The 18,572-nt window shown below is 62.6% G+C and carries 16 protein-coding genes; 8 read left to right on the forward strand and 8 right to left on the reverse strand.

Translation table 11 applies throughout. The features are described from left to right. The first annotated feature begins 333 nt into the window (after positions 1–333). A complete protein-coding gene (locus ACN0X6_RS03250; protein ID WP_417702057.1) occupies positions 334–1,314 on the forward strand; it encodes a GntR family transcriptional regulator in 981 nt (326 codons plus the stop codon). Between the two features lie 54 nt (positions 1,315–1,368). Here the strand turns inward: ACN0X6_RS03250 and ACN0X6_RS03255 are convergent, their stop codons facing one another. Then, positions 1,369–2,904, reverse strand: a complete 1,536-nt coding sequence (locus ACN0X6_RS03255) for a UxaA family hydrolase (protein ID WP_417702059.1) — start codon at positions 2,902–2,904, stop codon at positions 1,369–1,371. Positions 2,905–3,132: 228 nt separating this feature from the next. On the opposite strand from ACN0X6_RS03255, the gene ACN0X6_RS03260 reads away from it, so the two are divergent. The 6 genes from ACN0X6_RS03260 to ACN0X6_RS03285 all read left to right on the forward strand — a co-directional run bounded on the left by ACN0X6_RS03260 (position 3,133) and on the right by ACN0X6_RS03285 (position 9,279). Then, positions 3,133–3,636, forward strand: a complete 504-nt coding sequence (locus ACN0X6_RS03260; protein ID WP_417702061.1) for a TRAP transporter small permease — start codon at positions 3,133–3,135, stop codon at positions 3,634–3,636. Between the two features lie 66 nt (positions 3,637–3,702). Next, positions 3,703–4,983 (forward strand): TRAP transporter large permease subunit, encoded by a 1,281-nt coding sequence (locus ACN0X6_RS03265; RefSeq protein WP_417702063.1) that lies wholly within the window; start codon positions 3,703–3,705, stop codon positions 4,981–4,983. A gap of 103 nt (positions 4,984–5,086) precedes the next feature. Continuing rightward, entirely contained in the window at positions 5,087–6,109 is a 1,023-nt protein-coding gene (locus ACN0X6_RS03270) for a TRAP transporter substrate-binding protein (RefSeq protein WP_417702065.1), read from the forward strand. Between the two features lie 65 nt (positions 6,110–6,174). Continuing rightward, positions 6,175–7,095, forward strand: a complete 921-nt coding sequence (locus ACN0X6_RS03275; RefSeq protein WP_417702067.1) for an NAD(P)-dependent oxidoreductase — start codon at positions 6,175–6,177, stop codon at positions 7,093–7,095. After that, positions 7,092–7,940, forward strand: coding sequence for a fumarylacetoacetate hydrolase family protein (locus tag ACN0X6_RS03280; RefSeq protein WP_160016900.1), 849 nt, complete (start codon positions 7,092–7,094; stop codon positions 7,938–7,940). Before ACN0X6_RS03275 ends, ACN0X6_RS03280 begins: the two co-directional genes overlap by 4 nt. 133 nt (positions 7,941–8,073) lie before the next feature. Continuing rightward, positions 8,074–9,279 (forward strand): alpha-hydroxy acid oxidase, encoded by a 1,206-nt coding sequence (locus ACN0X6_RS03285; RefSeq protein ID WP_417702070.1) that lies wholly within the window; start codon positions 8,074–8,076, stop codon positions 9,277–9,279. A 176-nt stretch (positions 9,280–9,455) separates the two neighbouring features. On the opposite strand, the gene ACN0X6_RS03290 is transcribed toward ACN0X6_RS03285, so the two are convergent. The 4 genes from ACN0X6_RS03290 to ACN0X6_RS03305 all read right to left on the reverse strand — a co-directional run bounded on the left by ACN0X6_RS03290 (position 9,456) and on the right by ACN0X6_RS03305 (position 14,225). After that, a complete protein-coding gene (locus ACN0X6_RS03290) occupies positions 9,456–11,192 on the reverse strand; it encodes an IlvD/Edd family dehydratase (RefSeq protein ID WP_417702072.1) in 1,737 nt (578 codons plus the stop codon). Positions 11,193–11,258: 66 nt separating this feature from the next. Then, on the reverse strand, positions 11,259–12,560 hold the full coding sequence (locus ACN0X6_RS03295; protein ID WP_196476704.1) for a TRAP transporter large permease: 1,302 nt from the start codon (positions 12,558–12,560) through the stop codon (positions 11,259–11,261). 15 nt (positions 12,561–12,575) lie between these two features. Continuing rightward, entirely contained in the window at positions 12,576–13,130 is a 555-nt protein-coding gene (locus ACN0X6_RS03300; RefSeq protein WP_417702074.1) for a TRAP transporter small permease subunit, read from the reverse strand. A 69-nt stretch (positions 13,131–13,199) separates the two neighbouring features. Then, on the reverse strand, positions 13,200–14,225 hold the full coding sequence (locus tag ACN0X6_RS03305; RefSeq protein ID WP_417702076.1) for a TRAP transporter substrate-binding protein: 1,026 nt from the start codon (positions 14,223–14,225) through the stop codon (positions 13,200–13,202). Between the two features lie 186 nt (positions 14,226–14,411). Between ACN0X6_RS03305 and ACN0X6_RS03310 the strand changes: the two genes are divergently transcribed. After that, positions 14,412–15,383 (forward strand): LysR substrate-binding domain-containing protein, encoded by a 972-nt coding sequence (locus tag ACN0X6_RS03310; protein WP_417702078.1) that lies wholly within the window; start codon positions 14,412–14,414, stop codon positions 15,381–15,383. Between the two features lie 118 nt (positions 15,384–15,501). Here ACN0X6_RS03310 and ACN0X6_RS03315 read toward each other — a convergent pair whose 3' ends face one another. Genes ACN0X6_RS03315 through ACN0X6_RS03325 form a run of 3 tightly spaced genes read right to left on the reverse strand, consistent with a single transcriptional unit; the run spans position 15,502 to position 18,540 of the window. Further along, a complete protein-coding gene (locus tag ACN0X6_RS03315) occupies positions 15,502–16,548 on the reverse strand; it encodes an Ldh family oxidoreductase (protein WP_417702080.1) in 1,047 nt (348 codons plus the stop codon). Further along, positions 16,545–18,080: a tripartite tricarboxylate transporter permease gene (locus tag ACN0X6_RS03320; protein ID WP_417702082.1), complete on the reverse strand. Its 1,536-nt coding sequence runs from the start codon at positions 18,078–18,080 to the stop codon at positions 16,545–16,547. Before ACN0X6_RS03320 ends, ACN0X6_RS03315 begins: the two co-directional genes overlap by 4 nt. A 10-nt stretch (positions 18,081–18,090) precedes the next feature. Further along, complete coding sequence (locus ACN0X6_RS03325) at positions 18,091–18,540, reverse strand: tripartite tricarboxylate transporter TctB family protein (RefSeq protein WP_417702084.1); 450 nt, start codon at positions 18,538–18,540, stop codon at positions 18,091–18,093. Positions 18,541–18,572 lie beyond the last annotated feature (32 nt).

The raw sequence follows: 18,572 nt of genomic DNA on the forward strand, positions 1-18,572 counted from the left end.
CCTCTGGCCTGACGCGAGTTCGAGGGTGACGGTGAGTGCCCTCGAGCTCAGGTTGAAGCAGGGTGGGCTGCTGTTGGGTCACAAGCGAAAGCACGTCATCAACGGGTTGTGACCGAACGGCCGCTTGCGCCTGCGAGGTGCTGGTGATCACCGGGTTGCGCGCGTTGTGAGGGCGTGCACATCGGGTGGCGCATGTCGTCATGGTGCAACGAGTTGTCGATAAAGAACATTGCATGCAATAGCTGTTTTGTATGAGGCTGTCATATGTAGGAGTATTGCGGGGTATGGCGCTCTGCGGTTCTTCCCCTTCCCACATACGACCCGAAAACAATAATGAAGAAGCATCTCAACGATCAGTTGTTCGAACTCATCGCAACGAGCATCCGCAAAGGTCGCCTCAAGTCGGGAACGTTGCTGCTCGAAGGCCCCCTGGCGGATCTGTTCGGTGTGAGCCGTTCACCTGTGCGCCAGGCGCTGCTCAATCTGCATCAGGCAGGTCTGGTCTGCACGTTCGACGGTCGTGGTTATCTGGTCGGGGCGCAGCCTGGCAAGGTGTTGCGGCGCACGCTGGAGGCGAGCGATTTCAAACTGACGGACGACCGCACTCAGGCCCCGCGCAAGACGGAAACCTGGAAGTCCGTCTACGATCAGATCGAACGCGACCTGCTGCACCAGTCGCTGTTCGGCACCTATCGCATCAACGAACTGGAACTGTCTCGCCACTACGCCATCAGCCGTACGGTCTCCAGCCAGGTACTGACGCGCTTGTCGCTGATGGGCCTGGTCGAGCGCGACGAGCGCTCGCGCTGGCAGCTCGGGCAGTGGAACGAGGAGCGACTCGGCGAACTCTATGAGGTGCGCCGACGCCTGGAGCCCTACGTGCTGGTGCGCGCTGCGGAGTTCATCGAACCCGCGCGGATCGAGGGTTACATCGAGCGTCTGCACCAGGCCATGGCGCTCTACCCGGACATGGACAGTCGCCAGTTCGACGAACTGGAAAGCGACCTGCACATCGAAACGCTCGGCTGCTGCCCCAACCGGCAGATGTTGCAGATCCTGCGGCGTACCCACTCGTTGCTGCTGTCGGGTAAGCACATCCTGCTGGACAAGAGCTACTTCCCCGATGAAGAACCCTTCTTCCGCGAGCACCTGAGCATCTTCGAGAACCTGCAGGCCGGTCGCCCCGATCTGGCGGCGCAGAGCATGGAGGAACACCTGGTGATCGCCGAGCACAAGGTCAAACAGCGTCTGGCGCAGTTCCGCGAGCATAACCAGATCGCTGCAGTGCCGTATCTGGAGCGGATCGAAGCCTAGGTCGTTCGGCCTGGCGCCCCCTGCTTCTCAGGGTGCGCCGCCTCACCCCGCAAATCAGGTCACCGCACCCACCTGCCACGGCACGAATTCGTTATCGCCGTAGTTGTACAGCTCACTCTTGGACGGCTCGCCCGAGGCGATCTCGATGAGGATGTCGAAGATCTTCTGCCCGGCTTCGGCGATGCTCAGCTCACCGTCGACGATGCCGCCGCAGTTGATGTCCATGTCCTCCTCGAGTTTGCGGAACATCTCGGTGTTGGTGGCCAGCTTGATGCACGGCGCGGGTTTGAAACCGGACACCGAGCCGCGCCCGGTGGTGAAGCAGATCATGTTGGCGCCGGAGGCTACCTGGCCGGTCACGGACACCGGATCATAGCCGGGGCTGTCCATGAACACGAAGCCGCGCTCGGTGATTGGCTCACCCCACTCGTACACGCCGTTGAGCGAGCTGGTGCCGCCCTTGGCCGCTGCGCCGAGGGATTTTTCCAGGATGGTGGTCAGGCCGCCGGCCTTGTTGCCTGGCGAGGGGTTGTTGTTCAGCTCGGCGCCGTTGATGCGCGTGTATTGCTCCCACCAGGTCAGGCGATCGAGCAGCTTCTGGCCGACTTCATGACTGATCGCCCGGGCGATCAACAGGTGTTCGGCACCGTAGATTTCCGGGGTTTCGCTGAGGATGGCGGTACCGCCGTGCCGGGCCAGCAGGTCGGCGGCATAGCCCAGCGCCGGGTTGGCGGTGATGCCCGAGTAGCCGTCGGAGCCGCCGCACTGCATGCCGACCATGATGTGTTCGACGCTTTCCGAGGTGCGCTCCAGGCGGCCGATGGCTTCGAGCATCTCGGTCACCTGCTCGATGGCGCGGGCGATGCTGGCACGGGTGCCGCCGGCGTTCTGGATGTTGAAGACGCGGAAGTTCGGCCCCTCGCTGATGTTGTAACGCTTCATCAGCGAGCTGATCTGGTTGGTCTCGCAGCCCAGGCCGATCACCAGCGCACCCGCCACGTTGGGGTTGCAGGCGTAACCCCAGATGCTGCGCTCGAGGAACTTGAAGCCTTCCGACTCGGTGTTGATCGCGCAGCCGCTGCCGTGGGTGAGCGCCACCACGCCATCGATGTTGTAGCGCTTGAGCAGTTCCGAACCGTTGAAGTGCGCGGCCACCGCACGCGACACCGTCGCCGAGCAGTTCACCGTGGACAGGATGCCGATGTAGTTGCGCGTGCCGACGCGCCCGTCCGGGCGGCGGTAGCCCATGAAGCGGCGGCGCTGCTCCGGCGGCAGCACTGGCGTACGTGCGATGGGCGGCGGCAACTGGTTGTCGGCGTGGCTCTGTGGCATCGACACGTTGTGGGTGTGCACATGGGCGCCGGCGGCGATGTCCTGGCTGGCCACGCCGATGACCTGGCCGTACTTGAGCACTGCTGCGCCGGCGGCGATGGCGCGGCGGGCGATCTTGTGCCCGGCAGGAATGTCGTCCAGGGCGTTCAGGGCGAGGCTTTCGACATGGCTGCCACGCGCCAGGGCTCGGCGGGCGACGGCCACGGAATCCTGCTCGCTGAGGATAACCACGGTCTGGCTGTTGGTGATGAGGTGCATGGCGCGTTCTCGTTGTTGTTGTGATCGTCTGGCCACGATACTGACAAAAATGAACATTGCACGCAATAATTTGTGGTGTTAGTGTCGGCCTCACACGGCTGCTTGTCAGCACACAAAAACAACAATGTGAGGCTTTCCAGATGGATCATTCCCATCCTTCCGGGAGCGTTGGCTGCCAGCCGACTTCCTGCCTGTACGCCGCCATCGTCCGCCTGCGGGAGTGCCGTCATGCATAAGCTCGTCGAGGGTTATTTCACCCTGCTCAAGGTGCTGGCGATCATCTGTCTGGTGACCATGGTGGTGCTGGTATTCGGCAACGTCGTGCTGCGCTACGGCTTCAACGAAAGCATCCTGATCTCCGAAGAGATTTCGCGTTGGGCCTTTGTCTGGCTGACGTTCCTCGGCGCCGTGGTGCTGCTGCGCGAGCGCGGTCACATGAGCGTGGACCTGGCGCTGAGGGCGCTGCCGAGCTGGGGTGAGCGCGGCTGCCTGATCCTGTCCCAACTGCTGATGCTGGCCTGCTCGGGGCTGTTCTTCTGGGGGAGTTGGCAGCAGATGGAGATCAACTGGAACGTGCCATCGCCGGTCGCTGGCTGGTCGATGGGCCTGTTCTACGGCTCCGGTGTGTTCTTCGGTATCTCGGCCTGCCTGATTCATCTCTACGAAGTCGCCCGCCTGGCAGCCGGTGGCGAAATACCGCGCCCCGATCTCTCTGCGGAACTGCATCAGTAGCGCTTTCCGGCAGCTCGCCGGCCTGCCGCTGGCGCTCAATTTCATAATAAGAATCGGAGTGATGTGATGGTCATCATCGCGATATTCGTGCTGTCTCTGCTGGGCGCCATGGCCATTGGCGTGCCCATCTCCTATGCGCTGATCCTCTGCGCGCTGGCCATGATGTATCACCTCGATCTGTTCGACGCGCAGATCGTCGCTCAGGGTCTGGTAAACGGTGCCGACAGCTTCCCGCTGATGGCCGTGCCCTTCTTCATGCTCGCTGGTGAGCTGATGAATGCCGGTGGTCTGTCCCGGCGCATCGTCAACATGGCCATCGCCCTGGTCGGCCACATCAAGGGCGGGCTTGGCTACGTCACCATCCTGGCGGCCTGTGTGCTGGCCAGCCTGTCGGGCTCGGCCGCGGCCGATGCCGCTGCACTGGCCGCGCTGCTGGTGCCGATGATGGTCAAGGTGGGGCATGACAGGGCGACCGCCGGTGGTCTTGTCGCTGCGTCGGGCATCATCGCCCCGGTTCTGCCGCCCTCGATTGGCCTGATTCTGTTCGGCGTTGCGGCCAACGTGTCGATCACCAAGCTGTTTCTCGCCGGTATCGCTCCCGGTCTGATGATGGGCGCTTCGTTGTGTCTCGCCTGGGCCATCATCTCGCGTCGCGAGACGCTGATCACCCGCCCGCGAGCACCGATGCGAGAGGTCGCCAAGGCGTTCTACGAAGGCATCTGGGCACTGCTGCTGCCGGTGATCATCCTGGTTGGCCTGCGCGCCGGGATCTTCACGCCCACGGAGGCGGGGGTGGTGGCTGCTGTCTATGCGTTGTTCGTGTCGCTGGTGATCTACCGCGAGCTGACCTGGAAAAGCATGTACCAGGTGCTGGTGTCGTCCGTGATGACCACCTCGATGGTGATGTTCCTGGTGGCCTCGGCGATGGTCGCAGCCTGGATGATCACCGTCGCCGACCTGCCGAGTTCGGTGGTCGAGGTGCTGGAGCCGCTGATGGACAGCCCGCGTCTGCTGATGCTGTTGATCGTCGCCATCATCGTGTTGATCGGCATGGCCATGGACATGTCACCGATCATCCTGATCCTGGCGCCGGTGATGATGCCGGTGGCGGTCGCGGCCGGTATCGACCCGATCTACTTCGGCGTGATCTTCGTCATGACCTGCGCCATCGGCCTGATCACTCCGCCTGTGGGGTTGGTGCTCAACGTGGTGGCCGGTGTGGCGAAGATCGACTTCGTCGCCACCGTTCGCGGTGTGCTGCCCTTCCTGCTCGCCGAACTGGTGGTGATCGGCCTGCTGCTGGCCTTCCCGCAATTGCTGCTGATACCCGCGCAGTGGCTCTACTGATCGACAACGCCGCATTCGTCGTGTTCTGACGGCGAATGCGCAACGGGCTGTTTCGCCCATTTCCCCGCCATGCGTGGCGGCAATAAAAACAAGAGGAAACACCATGACGTTCATCCCTAAAGCCCTCACCGCACTGCTTTGCTCTTCGGCCCTGCTGCTGTCTGCCGCCACTCAGGCTGCCGAAGAGATCAATCGCCACAACTTCAAGGTCGCCTTCGTCCAGGCCAAGGATCACCCGCACGGCCTGGGCGCGCAGAAATTCGCCGAGATCATCAAGGAAAAGAGCGGCGGCAAGATGAAGGTCATGGTGTTCGCCAGCGGCACTCTGGGTGGCGATGCGCAGGTGATCTCGTCCGTACAGGGCGGCACTGTCGACATGACGCTGGTAACTCCCGGCCTGCTGTCGGGTATCGAGAAGGGTTTCGCCCTGTATGGTCTGCCGTTCCTGTTCCAGGACACCGAAGAGGTCGACGCTGTGCTCGACGGTCCAGCCGGGCAGAACCTGCTGACCACCTTGGAACCGCACGGCCTGATCGGCCTGGGTTACTGGGATCATGGCTTCCGCCACGTCACCAACAGCAAGCATCCGGTCGAGAAGGTCGAGGACCTCAAGGGCCTGAAACTGCGCCTGCAGCAGATACCTACTGCCATCGAATCCTTCCGTACGCTGGGTGCCAACGTGGTGCCGTTGTCGTTCACCGAGCTCTACACCGCGATGGAAACCCGCACCGTGGATGGCCAGGAGAACCCGCTGGCAGCTATCGAGACTTCAAAGTTCTACGAGGTGCAGAAGTACCTGTCGCTGACCGGCCACTTCTACGATCCACTGGTGGCGATCTTCAGCAAGCGTACCTGGGACAAGCTCAACGAAACCGAGCGCGAGCTGGTCCGCAGCGCATCTCTGGAAGCCCAGGCCTACGAACGCAAGGTCTCCCGCGAAATGGACGTCAGCTCGCGCCAAGCGCTGGCCAAGCATGGCATGCAGATCAACGAAGTCGCGCCTGAGGAAATCCAGCGCATGCGTGAGCAGGTGCGTCCGACCGTCGAGAAGCTGGTGGCCGAATATGGCCCTGAGCTGATGGCCGAAATGAACGCCGAGATCGCCAAGGTGCGCAACGCTCAGTAACCCTTTGCGACCTTGCTCGGCACCGCATGTGCCGGGCATCGCCGCCACATGCAAGGTGGAGTCTCATGACCGCTATCAATGTTGGGTTCATCGGCCTCGGGTTGATGGGCCATGCCATGGCCAGCAACATCCAGAACAAGGGCTTCAGCCTCGCTGTCACGGCGCACCGTAACCGCCAGCCGGTCGAGGATCTGGTCAGCAAGGGCGCCCGCGAATACGCCAACGGCGCCGAGCTGACGCGTGCCGTCGACGTGGTGCTGTTGTGTCTGCCAGGCACGGCGGAAGTCAGCCGCGCTCTGGCAGGCGAGACCGGTATCCTCGCTGGCCTGCGCCCGGGGCAGATCGTCGTCGATTGCAGCACGGGTGATCCGAATCGTACCGCCGAGCTGGCCGCGCAGGTGGTTGCACACGGCGGTCATTACCTCGATGCACCGGTCAACCGTACACCCAGGGATGCGGTGGCCGGGCGCCTCAACGTGCTGGCTGGCGGCGATGCCGAAGTGCTCGACCAGGTGCGGCCGGTGCTCGAATGCTTCTCCGAGACCATCCACTACCTTGGCCCGTTGGGCTCGGGCCACAAGGCCAAGGTCATCCACAACTTCATTTCCCAGGGCAATGCCACCATCCTCGCCGAGGCTTTCTGCACGGCGGCGAAAAACGGCATCGACCTGGCTGCGTTCGCCGAGATCTGCAGCATGAGCGGCGGTTACAGCCGCACCTTCGAGCGGATCATTCCCTACGTCCTGCATGGCGACGATTCCGGGCAGCAGTTCGCCCTGGCCAACTGCGAGAAGGACATGCGCTATTACACCGAGCTGACCAAGATGACGCCAACCACCGGCATCGTGTCCGATGCGGTGTACCAGACCTTCATGCTGGCCAAGGCACTGGGCCATGGCGACAAGTACGTACCGCGCCTGTTCGATGTGTTGGGTGAAATCAACGGCGTGCGTGTACGTGCCTACAAGGAAGAGGAACAGGCATGAAACTGTTGCGTTATGGCCCGCCGGGCCAAGAGAAACCGGGGTTGGTCGCTGCCGACGGCAGCCTGCGCGACCTGTCGCAGCATGTGCTCGATATCAGCCCGCGGACGCTCGACGCCAAGGCGCTCGATGAGCTGCGTGCGCTCGATCCGGCCAGCCTGCCGCGAGTCGAGGAGGGCGTGCGTATCGGCACCCCCATCGCCAATGTCGGCAAGCTGATCTGCGTGGGCCTGAACTACGCCGATCACGCCAAGGAATCCAACCTGCCGGTGCCCAGCGAGCCCGTGCTGTTCATGAAGGCGACCAGTGCCATCTGCGGGCCGAACGATCAGGTGATCATTCCGCGCGGTGCACAGAAGACCGACTGGGAAGTGGAACTGGGCATCGTCATCGGCCGCAAGGCGCAATATGTCGAGCGTGAACAGGCGCTGGAGCATGTTGCCGGCTACTGCATCGTCAACGACGTGTCCGAGCGTGCCTACCAACTCGAAAGGGGCGGCACCTGGGACAAGGGCAAGGGCTGCGACACCTTCGCGCCCATCGGCCCGTGGCTGGTCACGGCCGACGAAATTGCCGACCTGCGCAATCTCGACATGCACCTGAGCGTGAACGGCGAGACCCGGCAGAACGGCAACACCCGCACGATGATCTTTTCCATCGACGAGATCGTCAGCTACATCAGCCAGTTCATGACGCTCAACCCGGGCGACGTGATCTGCACCGGCACGCCGCCGGGCGTGGGCGCTGGCATGAAGCCGCCGCAGTTTCTCAAGGCCGGCGACCGCATGCGCCTGAGCATCAGTGGGCTTGGTGAGCAGTGCCAGGAAGTAGTGGCCTGGCAGCGCTGAGACTGCCCTTTGCTCCCCTCTCCCGCATGCGGGAGAGGGGCTGGGGGAGAGGGTTGAAGCGTCCGTAAGGGCTTTCCCGAGAGCAGAGGCATTCCCTCGCTAACTCTTGTTCGCAACCTGTAGAGAAACAATCATGAAACGACGCCTGTATCCGGGGCGCGATTTTCGTCGTGCGCAGAACATCGAAGAGCTGCGCGAGATGGCCCGTCGCCGCCTGCCCAATTTCTCCTTCGAGTACGTCGAAGGTGGGGCGGACGACGAGTTCACTCTCGAACGCAACCGCTCCATTTTCGAGAGCGTGACCCTGCAGCCGCGCACCTTGCGGGATGTCGGCCAGCGCAGTCTGCAGCGCAGCTTCTTCGGGCGCGCCTCGCAGCTGCCGTTCATGATCGGCCCGACCGGCTTCAACGGCCTGCTGACCCGTGACGGCGACCTGCACCTGGCTCGCGCTGCGGCAGACGCCGGCATTCCCTTCGTACTGAGCAATGCCTCGACCACCTCCATCGAGGACATCGCCGCTGTTGACGGCATCCGCGCCTGGATGCAGATCTACCTGTATCGCACTCGTGACCACGTGGCCAAGCTGGTCGAGCGGGTGAAACGGCTGAACCTGGAAGCCATCATGGTAACCACCGACAGCGCCATCTTCGGCAACCGCGAGTGGGACAAGCGCAATTACGCCAAGCCGCTGCAGCTGGACCTGCGCAACCGCCTCGACGTGCTGTGTCACCCCGAGTGGATCTGGGACGTGCTGGTGCCCGACGGCGTACCGCGCTTTCGCAACCTCGGTGACCTCCTGCCGCTCGGCAAGGACTCGGTGAAAGGGGCAGCCAGCGCGCTGGCCGCCGAACTCGACCCAACCCTGAGCTGGGACGACATCGCCTGGTTGCGCGACCTCTGGCCCGGCAAGCTAATCGTCAAGGGCATGATCCACCCGGACGACGCGCGCCTGGCGCTGCAGTACGGCGTCGACGGCGTGGTGCTGTCCAATCACGGCGGTCGTCAGCTCGATGGCGCGGTGTCGGCGCTGGAGACACTGCCGGAGGTGGCGCGCATCAACCAGGGACGGATGGAGATTTTCCTCGATGGCGGCTTCCGTCGTGGCAGCGATATCGCCAAGGCGCTGCTCTTGGGCGCCAGCGGCGTGTTGATCGGCCGCGCCGGCCTATACGGACTGGCCGCCGGCAAGGGCCCAGGCGCTGCGCACGCGCTCGAGATTTTGCGTACAGAACTGGATCGCACCCTGGGCCTGCTCGGCTGCAGCAGCCTGGAGGAACTCACCCCCGACCTGATCCACTCGGCGCATTGGCGCGCCCTGGCTGAGCGGATTCGCAACTAGTTTCCCAACTGCCTCGTACTCCCCACATCTGCAGGTACGAGGCAGTTTTTTATTCCAACACGAAGAAGGGCGCCGAGGCGCCCTTCTTCATATCTGCATAAACCGAAGTGTTTCCCGACCCCACTTTCGCGGGGCCGGGTTTGCACGCGCCTCGCTTGCCTCGAGGCTGGATCGACTCAGTGTGAATGCCGCGGTACGGCAGAGCCGCGACAGCCAACCAGAAAGTCGAAATCGCAGCCCTCGTCGGCCTGCAGCACGTGGTCGACGTAGAGGCGGCGATAACCACCGTCCCAGAGCAGGCCTTGCGGTTGCTGCCAGGCCGCCAGACGCGTCTGCAGCTCGGCGTCGGAGATATCCAGGTGCAGGCGTCCATTGGCACAGTCGAGTTCGATGAAGTCCCCGTTCTGCACCACGGCCAGCGGGCCACCGGCGGCAGCCTCCGGGGCGACATGCAGGACCACGGTGCCGTAGGCAGTGCCGCTCATGCGTGCATCGGAGATGCGCACCATGTCGGTGATGCCTTTGGCCAGAACCTTGGGTGGCAGACCCATGTTGCCGACTTCGGCCATGCCCGGGTAACCCTTGGGGCCGCAGTTCTTCATGACCAGCACGCAGGTTTCGTCGACATCCAGATGCGGGTCATTGATCCGCGCCTTGTAGTCGTCGAAGTCCTCGAAGACGACCGCGCGGCCACGATGTTGCATCAGGGCGGGGCTGGCTGCCGAGGGCTTTAGCACGGCGCCCTTGGGCGCCAGGTTGCCGCGCAATACGCAGATACCGCCATCGGCGCGCAACGGGTTGTCGAGCTGACGGATCACCTCGTCGTCACCATAGATCGGTGCATCCTTGCAGTTCTCCCACAGGTTCTTGCCATTGGCCGTCAATGCCTGCGGGTTAGGGAGCAGGCCGTTCTCGCCGAGGCGGCGAATGACGGCGGGCAGGCCGCCAGCGTAGTAAAACTCCTCCATCAGGAAGCGACCGGAGGGCTGCAGATCGACGATGGTCGGCGTGCCACGACCCACCCGGGTCCAGTCGTCCAGCTCCAGCTCGACGCCCATGCGCCCGGCGATGGCCTTGAGGTGGATAACCGCGTTGGTCGAGCCACCGATTGCAGCATTGAGCCGGATCGCATTCTCGAAGGCTTCACGGGTGAGTATCTTCGACAGGCGAAGGTCTTCATGGACCATTTCGACGATGCGCATACCCGATAGATGGGCCAGTACGTAGCGCCGAGAATCGACCGCCGGGATCGCTGCGTTGTGCGGCAGTGAGGTGCCCAGGGCTTCAGCCATGCAAGCCATGGTCGAGGCCGTACCCATGGTGTTGCAGGTACCCGCCGAGCGCGACATGCCCGCCTCGGCGGCCATGAAGTCATGAATCGAAATCTTGCCGGCCTTGACCTCTTCGCTGAGCTGCCAGACCACCGTGCCGGAGCCGATATCCTTGCCCTGATGCTTACCGTTGAGCATTGGCCCGCCGGTCACGACGATGGCCGGTACGTCGCAGCTCGCGGCGCCCATCAACAGGGCCGGCGTGGTTTTGTCGCAGCCGGTCAGCAGGACCACGGCATCTATCGGGTTGCCCCGAATCGCTTCCTCGACATCCATGCTCGCCAGGTTGCGGGTAAGCATGGCGGTGGGGCGCAGATTCGATTCCCCGTTGGAGAACACCGGGAACTCCAGCGGATATCCGCCGGCCTCCAGTACACCTTGTTTGACGTGTTCGGCGATCTTGCGAAAGTGCGCGTTGCAGGGGGTCAGTTCGGACCAAGTGTTGCAGATACCGATGATTGGCTTGCCCTGAAACTCATGGTCCGGAATGCCCTGGTTTTTCATCCAGCTGCGATACATGAAGCCATTCTTATCGGCGCTGCCGAACCACTGGGCAGAGCGTAGGGGACGTTTATCTGTCATGAGAAAACCTGCCAGGGAGCGAAAGGCCGCCCAGGGCCTTTCGGGTTGATCGAAAAAGAGAGTGGGTTACAGCAGCCAGGTCGAGAGCGCCGGCACGTAAAGCAACAGGCCGAGGACGAACAGCTGGATGAAGATGAACGGCACCATCGACCTGAAGATGTCGGTAAGGCTGATGTCCGGGGGCGCCACGCTTTTCAGGTAGAAGGCCGCCGGGCCGAAGGGAGGTGAGATGTAGGACACCTGCATGCTTACGGCGAAGAGGATGCCGAACCAGACCGGGTCATAGCCGAGCTGCACGACAATCGGCACGAAGATCGGCAGGCAGAGCATGGCAATGCCGATCCAGTCGAGGATCATGCCGAGCACCAGGAAGATCAGCATCATCACCAGGATGATGACGAAGGGCGCTACATCCAGGCCGGTTATCGCCGAGGAGACGAAGCGATTGCCACCCATCAGGTTGTAGACCCCGACCAGGCAGGCTGCACCGATACCGATCCAGACGATCATCCCGCAGGTTTCCAGCGTTTGGGTCAGGCTGCCTTGGAGCAACTTAACGGTGAACTCACCGCGTACGATCACTGCAAGCAGCACGCCCAGAGCCCCCATGGCGGCGGCCTCGGTGACTGAGGCGATACCGCCGTAGATGCTGCCGAGTACCAGACCGGCAATGGCCACCGGGTAGAACATACCGCTGAAGGCCTCGGCGACCGTGAGGCGTGGGGAATGGTCCTCCTGCTCGAGATTGGCGCCGCCCATCTGCGGATAGCGCGTACACATCACCACCACGTAGATCATGTAGCAACCCATCAGCAGAAATGCCGGCACTATCGCTGCCTTGAACAGGTCGGCGATCGAGACGCTGGCGATCAGGCCATAGATGATCAGCACGATGGATGGCGGCACCATGGTGCCGAGCGAGCCACCGGCGCACACCACGCCGATGGCGATGCGCTTGTCGTAACCCAGGCGCAGCATCTGCGGCAAGGCGAGCAACCCGAGCAGGACGATTTCACCGCCGATGATTCCGGAGATGGCGGCCAGGAAGAACGCCACGACCAGCGTCTGCACCGCGACCCCGCCGGGCAGACGGCCCGCGAAGAAACGCATCGAGTTGAACAGGTCGCGGGCCAGGCCGGAGCGGTCGAGCAGCCCGGCCATGAAGACGAACATGGGAACGGCGACCAGGGAGTATTCGGTGATGAAGCCGAACATGCGACTGGCGACCAGGGGAACTGCCATCGGGCCGAACCAGCCCAGGGTAAAGATCGCCGCCACCAGGCCGGTGACATAGGCCAGGGGCAGGCCCAGTATCAGCAGGCCGAAGATGGCAAAAATGATCAGATAAGTTGCGATTTCAATGCTCATGGCGCGATTCCGGGGTCATGGGTTCTTGCGCCAGTGCTGGCTGATGCGTACGACCTGCTGCAGCGCCATGAGGGCGATCGAGATCAGGATGATGATCTTGATGAAGGCGGGTAGCGGCGGGTTCCACGAGGAGCCGGAGGTTTCCAGGCGCCAGCTGCCGTCCGGTGCATGAGTGGCGTTGAAAGCCAGAATCCAGGCGGCGTAGCCGATGGCCAGGCAGAAGAGGATGCCCAGGAGCAGGTTCAGCAGATCCAGCCAGGAGCGCTTTTGCGGCGAAAGGCGGTCGAGCAGGATGCGAATCTGGATGTGCCTGTTGGTGGCCAGCGCGTAAGGCCCGCCCAGAGCGAAGATCGTCGCGACCAGGAACGTGGTGGTCTCGTGAGCCCAGTCCGTGGGGGCATTGAATCCATAGCGCATGATCACTTCATAAACGCTGACCAGCATGGCGACGAATACCAGCCAGGCGACAGCCTGACCGATACGCTGGATGACCTGGTCGAAACGGTTCTGGCCAGGCGTGGTTGCTGTGACGGGCAGAGAACCGTCACTCGATGATTGCGGCAGTTTCACTGTAAAGCTCCTCGTCAGCCCCGGCCGAAGCCAGGGCTGTGCGCGCTGAGTGTGGTTCGAAGAAGGGCGTCAGAGCAGACCTTTGCTCTGCAAGTAAGCCTGGATCGAGTCGACGGCTTCCTTGGCCTCAGGACTGCGGTCACGCCAGGCGCTCCACTCGGCGCGGGCAATCTGGCGGAATTTCTTCAGCTCTTCGGCGGGGAGCGTGGTCAGGGTCACGTCGCCTTTCTGCTTGGCGATTGCCACCTGCTCTTCGTCCTTGGTTTGCAGGTCGCCGATCAACTGGGCGGTGAAGGCGTCCACCGACTCTTCGAGAATGCGCTTCTGCTCGTCGCTGAGCCCATCCCAGATGGCCTTGTTGATGGAGATATCCTTCATCGGCATCGAATGGAAACCGGGGTAAATCGCGAACGGGGCGTACTTGTGGTAGCCCTGCTGATAGTTGGTGGCGAACACGGTGTAGTCGGCGGCATCGATCACGCCTTTTTCCAACGCCGTGTAGACCTCGGAGGTCGGCAGATTCACCGGTGCTGCGCCGACCAGCTTGAAGGCATTCGATACCATGCCTTCAGGTGCACGGACCTTGAGGCCCTTGAAGTCGTCGAGTTTTTCGATGCGCCGCTTGGTGATCAGCGACTCGACGCCGACAGCTCCGGCGCGAATCAGGTGCACGTTGTAGGGCTCGACCAGACGGTTGTAACCGTCCTCGCCGCCATTGCGCATGTAATCGAGGAAGGTCGAGGTATCGCTCCAGGCACCGACCATGTTGCCGTAGACGGCGAAGGCCGGATTTTTGCCGGAGAAGTAGCCAGGGTCGGTGATGTGGCCCTGAATGATGCCGGCGCCGACGGCGTCCAGGGTCTCGTTGTTGCCGACGATGGTGCCGGTCGGCATCACCTCGATGAGGATTTCGCCGTTGGTTTTCTGGCCGACGCTCTTGGCCCATTCCTGGGCGATGCGGAATTCGTCATCGCCGGCATTGACGTTGATCTGGAACTTCCATTCCTCTTTCGCCAGCGCGCTGGTGGAGCTCAGGATCAAGGCCAGGGCCGCGATGCCCTTGCCTAGGCGGTAAGGGGTTGCAGTGAGTTTCATGGTGCCTCTCCGGTTATTTTTATAAGGGCATTTTCTAGCGCAGAGGCCCGAAATAGAGCCGCTGCGAAAAACAGACGGATAGTGCGGCATCTGTAATTCTGAGGGTAGAGAGTAGACAGACGAGGGATCATCAACAAATATGTAATTGCGCCATCTCCATATCCAAATGGATATACCTGATTCTTTATGAAACCTCTCAATAGCAGTTGGTTTGTCCGGGCCCGGCTGAAGAGTCGGCACATTCCCTTGTTGGTGGCGCTGGGTGATACCGGCAACCTCAACCGTGCCGCCGAAGGTCTGGGAATCTCCCAGCCGGCCATCTCCAAGTTGCTCAAGGAGCTGGAGGACGGCCTCGAGGTCGCCCTGTTCGAGCGCCATGCCCGTGGCGTGGTGCCGACGCTCTATGGCGAGGCGATGATTCGTCATGCACGGCGCATCCAGACCAGCCTCGAGGATGCCTTCGATGAGGTCTGTGCGATGCGCGGCGGGCAACGCGGGCACGTGCGCATCGGCACCATTCTCACGCCCTGTGCCGAGCTGCTCCCGGAGCTGACGCGACGAGTCAAGCAGAGCCACCCGAATCTGGAATTGAGTATTCGTACGGGGTCGAGCCTCGATCTGATGGCGATTCTCAACGATGGCGAACTGGATTTTCTGGTCGCGCGTTTCTTTGCCGACAGCGCCCAGAGCGGCATGTGTTTCGAGCCCCTGTACAAGGAGCCGCTGTGCGTCTGTGCGCGGGCAGGACTGATCAACCACGTACTGTCGCGCGAGGACCTGCACGCTGCCGATTGGGTGCTGCCGCCTTCCGGTAGCGTGCTGCGGCATGAGTTCGACGCTCTTTTCCAGCACGTCGGCATGTACCCGCCGAGCAAGGTGGTGAATGCTGAAAACCTGTTGATGGTGACCACGCTGCTTGAGCAGAACGACATGCTTACCGTGCTGCCGCGTGAGGTGGTGGCGCACTATGCGCGTTACGGCATGCTGGCGATCGCCAAACTGGATGCCGGAATAGAGGAGGACCTCAACCGCAACCTGATGGCCTACGGCATCATCACCAAGAACGAGGAACTGCTGTCTCCTGCCGCCAGGAGCGTGTTGGCTCTGTTGCGCGAGAGTGCGCAGCTGTTGCCGCCGGTGGAGCGATCGTCAGTCTGAATTGCTCGTCCACTGATCACGGTGGGCGTGCCGGGGAATTTCCGGGACGAGAGCTGAGTCATCTACGTCCCGGTTGTTGCTACGTTTCGGTGAGCCTATCCGAGCGCTCTTTGCGCTATCAGAAGGGGTATTCGTAACCGGCTTCGCTCGCTGCTCCACGCAACGCCGCCAGCACATCGTCCGGCAACTCCAGCCCTTGCTCGAAGGCTTTGGCGCGGCGCGCGATGCCAGCATGACCCGGCATGCGCACCGGGTTTTGCGCCACCCGCGGGCGGCTTTCCAGGCACGCACCGACGAAGTGATCCATCTCCGCTTTCAGTTCATCGACGCCACCGAAGAACGCTGGGTCGAAGGTCAGTACGGTCACCGCAGCGCCCCATTGCTTGACCCCATCCTTGCGGCCGAAACCACCCAGCCCCGCCGTCAGCGCCTCGATCATGGTGCCGAGGGCGAAGCCCTTGTGGCCGAACTCCAGGCTGCCCAGCGGCAGGATCGCGCCCGGCGGCGTGCCGAAGTAGGCCGCTGTATCGCGGGTCGGTTGGCCATCCGGGCCGATCAGCGCGGCGTGTTCCAGCTGGCCGCCGGCCTGGTGAGTCTTGTTCACCAGGCCATTGGTGATGGTCGACATGCTGACGTCGATGAGAATCGGCTTCTCGCCGGTGGGAATGCCGATGCCCAGCGGGTTGGGCGTATATACCGGGTCGAGACCGCCGTGCGGCGCCACGGAGGCCACCGCCGGATCGGAGGTCAGCACCAGCGCGATCAGATCCTGTTCGGTATAGCGTTGCAGGTAGGCGGCCAGGCAGGCGATATGGTGCGAGCGGCGGATGCTCGCGACGCCGATGCCGAAGGTACGCGCGGCCTCGGCGGTGAAGTCCAGCGCCTGTTCGACGCAGTACGGGCCGAGCAGGTAAGCGGCGTCGTAGAGCCGTGCCGCCGGCGTCTGGCGGATGACCTGCAGGCTTTCGGCGTTGCCTTTGGCCTGGCCTGCGCGCAGGTCCTTGAGGTAGCCCTGGGTCAGTTTCACGCCGTGGGTGTGATGACCGAGCAGGTCGCCTTCGACCAGCACGCGGCTGACCACCGTGGCGACGTCGGGGCTGACGTCTGCCCCGAGAAAGAGCTGATTGATGAAGTGTTCCAGTTGTTCCGGGGCGATGCGGCTCATTCGATGGCTTCCTTGGGTGAGGACAGGGCGCGCGGATAGCGCATGCGCCAGTACCTGGCGAGCACCGGGAACAGGGCCACCAGCAGTACCAGCAGGGCCAGACCGATGCTGATCGGGCGCTCGACGAAGGCCAGCAGATTGCCGTCGGCCTTGATCATCGAGGTCATGAAGTTGGTTTCGAGAATGTTGCCCAGCACCAGGCCCAGAATCGCGGGGGCGATGGGAAAGTTGGCGGTGGCGATCAGGTAGGCAGCGACGCCGCAGATCAGCATGATCCACACGTCGGTGAGGCTGTTGTTGATGGCGAAGGCACCGACGATGCAGAAGCACAGGATGATCGGCATCAGCACACGTGTCGGCGTCACCGCGAAGATATGGGCACTGCGGATCGCCAGGTAACCGATCGGCAACAGGATCAGGTTGGCGACGAAGAACGCGGTGAACAGACCGTAAGCCATGGCGCTGTTGTCCATGAAGATGGTCGGGCCGGGGTTCATGCCCTTCATGTACAGCACGCCAATGACGATGGCGGTGATCGAGTCGCCCGGAATGCCGAACACCAGCGCCGGGACCCAGGCACCCGCGACGGCCGAATTGTTCGCGGAGCCCGCATCCACCAACCCTTCGACATGGCCTTTGCCGTAGGCTTCGGGGGTCTTCGAGCGCTTCTTGCTGACGGCGTAGCAGATCCAGGCGGCTATGTCCGCGCCGGCACCGGGCAGCGCGCCGATGAAGGCGCCCAGGCTGCTGCCGCGAATCACGTTCTTCCAGTAGCGCTTGAGGTGCGTCGGCACCAGGCCGAAGACGCTGCCATGCTGGGGGGCGATGGTTTGCGTCGCATCCTGCCCGTTGGCTTTGTCGCGGGGGATGGAATAGAGCTTCATCACCTCGTACATGGCGAAGAAACCAATCATCACCGGGATGAAGTTGATGCCCCCCATCAGGTCGGGCACATCGAAGGTGAAGCGCGGCGCGCCGGTGACCATATCCAGGCCGACGGTGGCCAGCAGCAGGCCGACCATCAGCGACAGGAAACCCTTTACCGCCGAGCCGGTGGAGATGAACACCGCGCTGCCCAGGCCGAGTACGGCCAGCCAGAAATATTCGTAAGAGCTGAAGTTGAGGGCGAATTCGGCCAGGGAAGGGGCGATCATGACCAGCACCAGTGTTCCGGTCAGGCCCCCGATCACCGAGCAGGTAAGGTTCAGGCCCAGTGCTTCACGCGCTCGTCCCGCCCTGCCAAGCGCCGCAGAGTCGGCAACATAGGCGGCAGAGGCAGGTGTACCCGGGATGTTCAGGTAGGTGCCTGGAATGTCGCCGGCGAAGATGGCCATGGCCGCGGTGGTGATGATTGCCGCAATGGCAGCGGTCGGGTCCATGGCGAAAGTGATCGGAACCAGCAGCGCGACAGCCATGGTGGCGGACAGGCCCGGAATGGCGCCGACGAAGACACCGAACAGAGCGGCCAGCAGGATCACCAGCAGCGTCTGGAAATTGAAGACGAGCAGAATGCCGTCGAGTAACGCGTTCATGGATGGCTCCTCAGAAACCTAGGGGCCCGATGGGCAATGGAACCTTGAGCAGGTGACCGAAGGAGAGACTGATGACTGCGGTGGCCACGAGGCTGATGACCAGCGATGGCATCAGGCGTACGCCACGCTGGATCAGCAGCGTCAGCATGATCAACAGCATCATCGGGGCAGCGCCGATGACTTCGCTGAGGTAGATGTAGGCCACGACCAGTGCGCAAGGCAGCAGCACGGCCAGTGACGGCAGACCAGAACCGGGTTTGCCATCAGGGCCTTCGCTGCGCAGCTGACGCAGGGCGCTGAAGCTGAGCAACGCCCCCCCACCGGCCATGCCGATGGCGATCAGCGTGGGGAAAAAATCGGCACCGTACTGCATGCCGGGCACTACCGGAAACTCGCGGGCCATCAGCCACACACCCAGGCCCAGGGCGATGAAGATCAGACCGAACAGAAGGTCTTTCATGGATGAACTCTCATGCAACCGAGTAAAGGCAA

Origin of the sequence: Pseudomonas sp. (assembly GCF_048269965.1) — a bacterium.
Classification (GTDB): Bacteria; Pseudomonadota; Gammaproteobacteria; order Pseudomonadales; family Pseudomonadaceae; genus Aquipseudomonas.

Coding starts and splice junctions, on each gene's coding strand:
- ACN0X6_RS03310 (WP_417702078.1), top strand. CDS start 14,412: ATGAAACCTCTCAATAGCAGTTGGTTTGTCCGGGCCCGGCTGAAGAGT.
- ACN0X6_RS03290 (WP_417702072.1), bottom strand. CDS start 11,192: ATGACAGATAAACGTCCCCTACGCTCTGCCCAGTGGTTCGGCAGCGCC.
- ACN0X6_RS03265 (WP_417702063.1), top strand. CDS start 3,703: ATGGTCATCATCGCGATATTCGTGCTGTCTCTGCTGGGCGCCATGGCC.
- ACN0X6_RS03305 (WP_417702076.1), bottom strand. CDS start 14,225: ATGAAACTCACTGCAACCCCTTACCGCCTAGGCAAGGGCATCGCGGCC.
- ACN0X6_RS03275 (WP_417702067.1), top strand. CDS start 6,175: ATGACCGCTATCAATGTTGGGTTCATCGGCCTCGGGTTGATGGGCCAT.
- ACN0X6_RS03250 (WP_417702057.1), top strand. CDS start 334: ATGAAGAAGCATCTCAACGATCAGTTGTTCGAACTCATCGCAACGAGC.
- ACN0X6_RS03255 (WP_417702059.1), bottom strand. CDS start 2,904: ATGCACCTCATCACCAACAGCCAGACCGTGGTTATCCTCAGCGAGCAG.
- ACN0X6_RS03325 (WP_417702084.1), bottom strand. CDS start 18,540: ATGAAAGACCTTCTGTTCGGTCTGATCTTCATCGCCCTGGGCCTGGGT.
- ACN0X6_RS03260 (WP_417702061.1), top strand. CDS start 3,133: ATGCATAAGCTCGTCGAGGGTTATTTCACCCTGCTCAAGGTGCTGGCG.
- ACN0X6_RS03280 (WP_160016900.1), top strand. CDS start 7,092: ATGAAACTGTTGCGTTATGGCCCGCCGGGCCAAGAGAAACCGGGGTTG.
- ACN0X6_RS03315 (WP_417702080.1), bottom strand. CDS start 16,548: ATGAGCCGCATCGCCCCGGAACAACTGGAACACTTCATCAATCAGCTC.
- ACN0X6_RS03320 (WP_417702082.1), bottom strand. CDS start 18,080: ATGAACGCGTTACTCGACGGCATTCTGCTCGTCTTCAATTTCCAGACG.
- ACN0X6_RS03285 (WP_417702070.1), top strand. CDS start 8,074: ATGAAACGACGCCTGTATCCGGGGCGCGATTTTCGTCGTGCGCAGAAC.
- ACN0X6_RS03270 (WP_417702065.1), top strand. CDS start 5,087: ATGACGTTCATCCCTAAAGCCCTCACCGCACTGCTTTGCTCTTCGGCC.
- ACN0X6_RS03295 (WP_196476704.1), bottom strand. CDS start 12,560: ATGAGCATTGAAATCGCAACTTATCTGATCATTTTTGCCATCTTCGGC.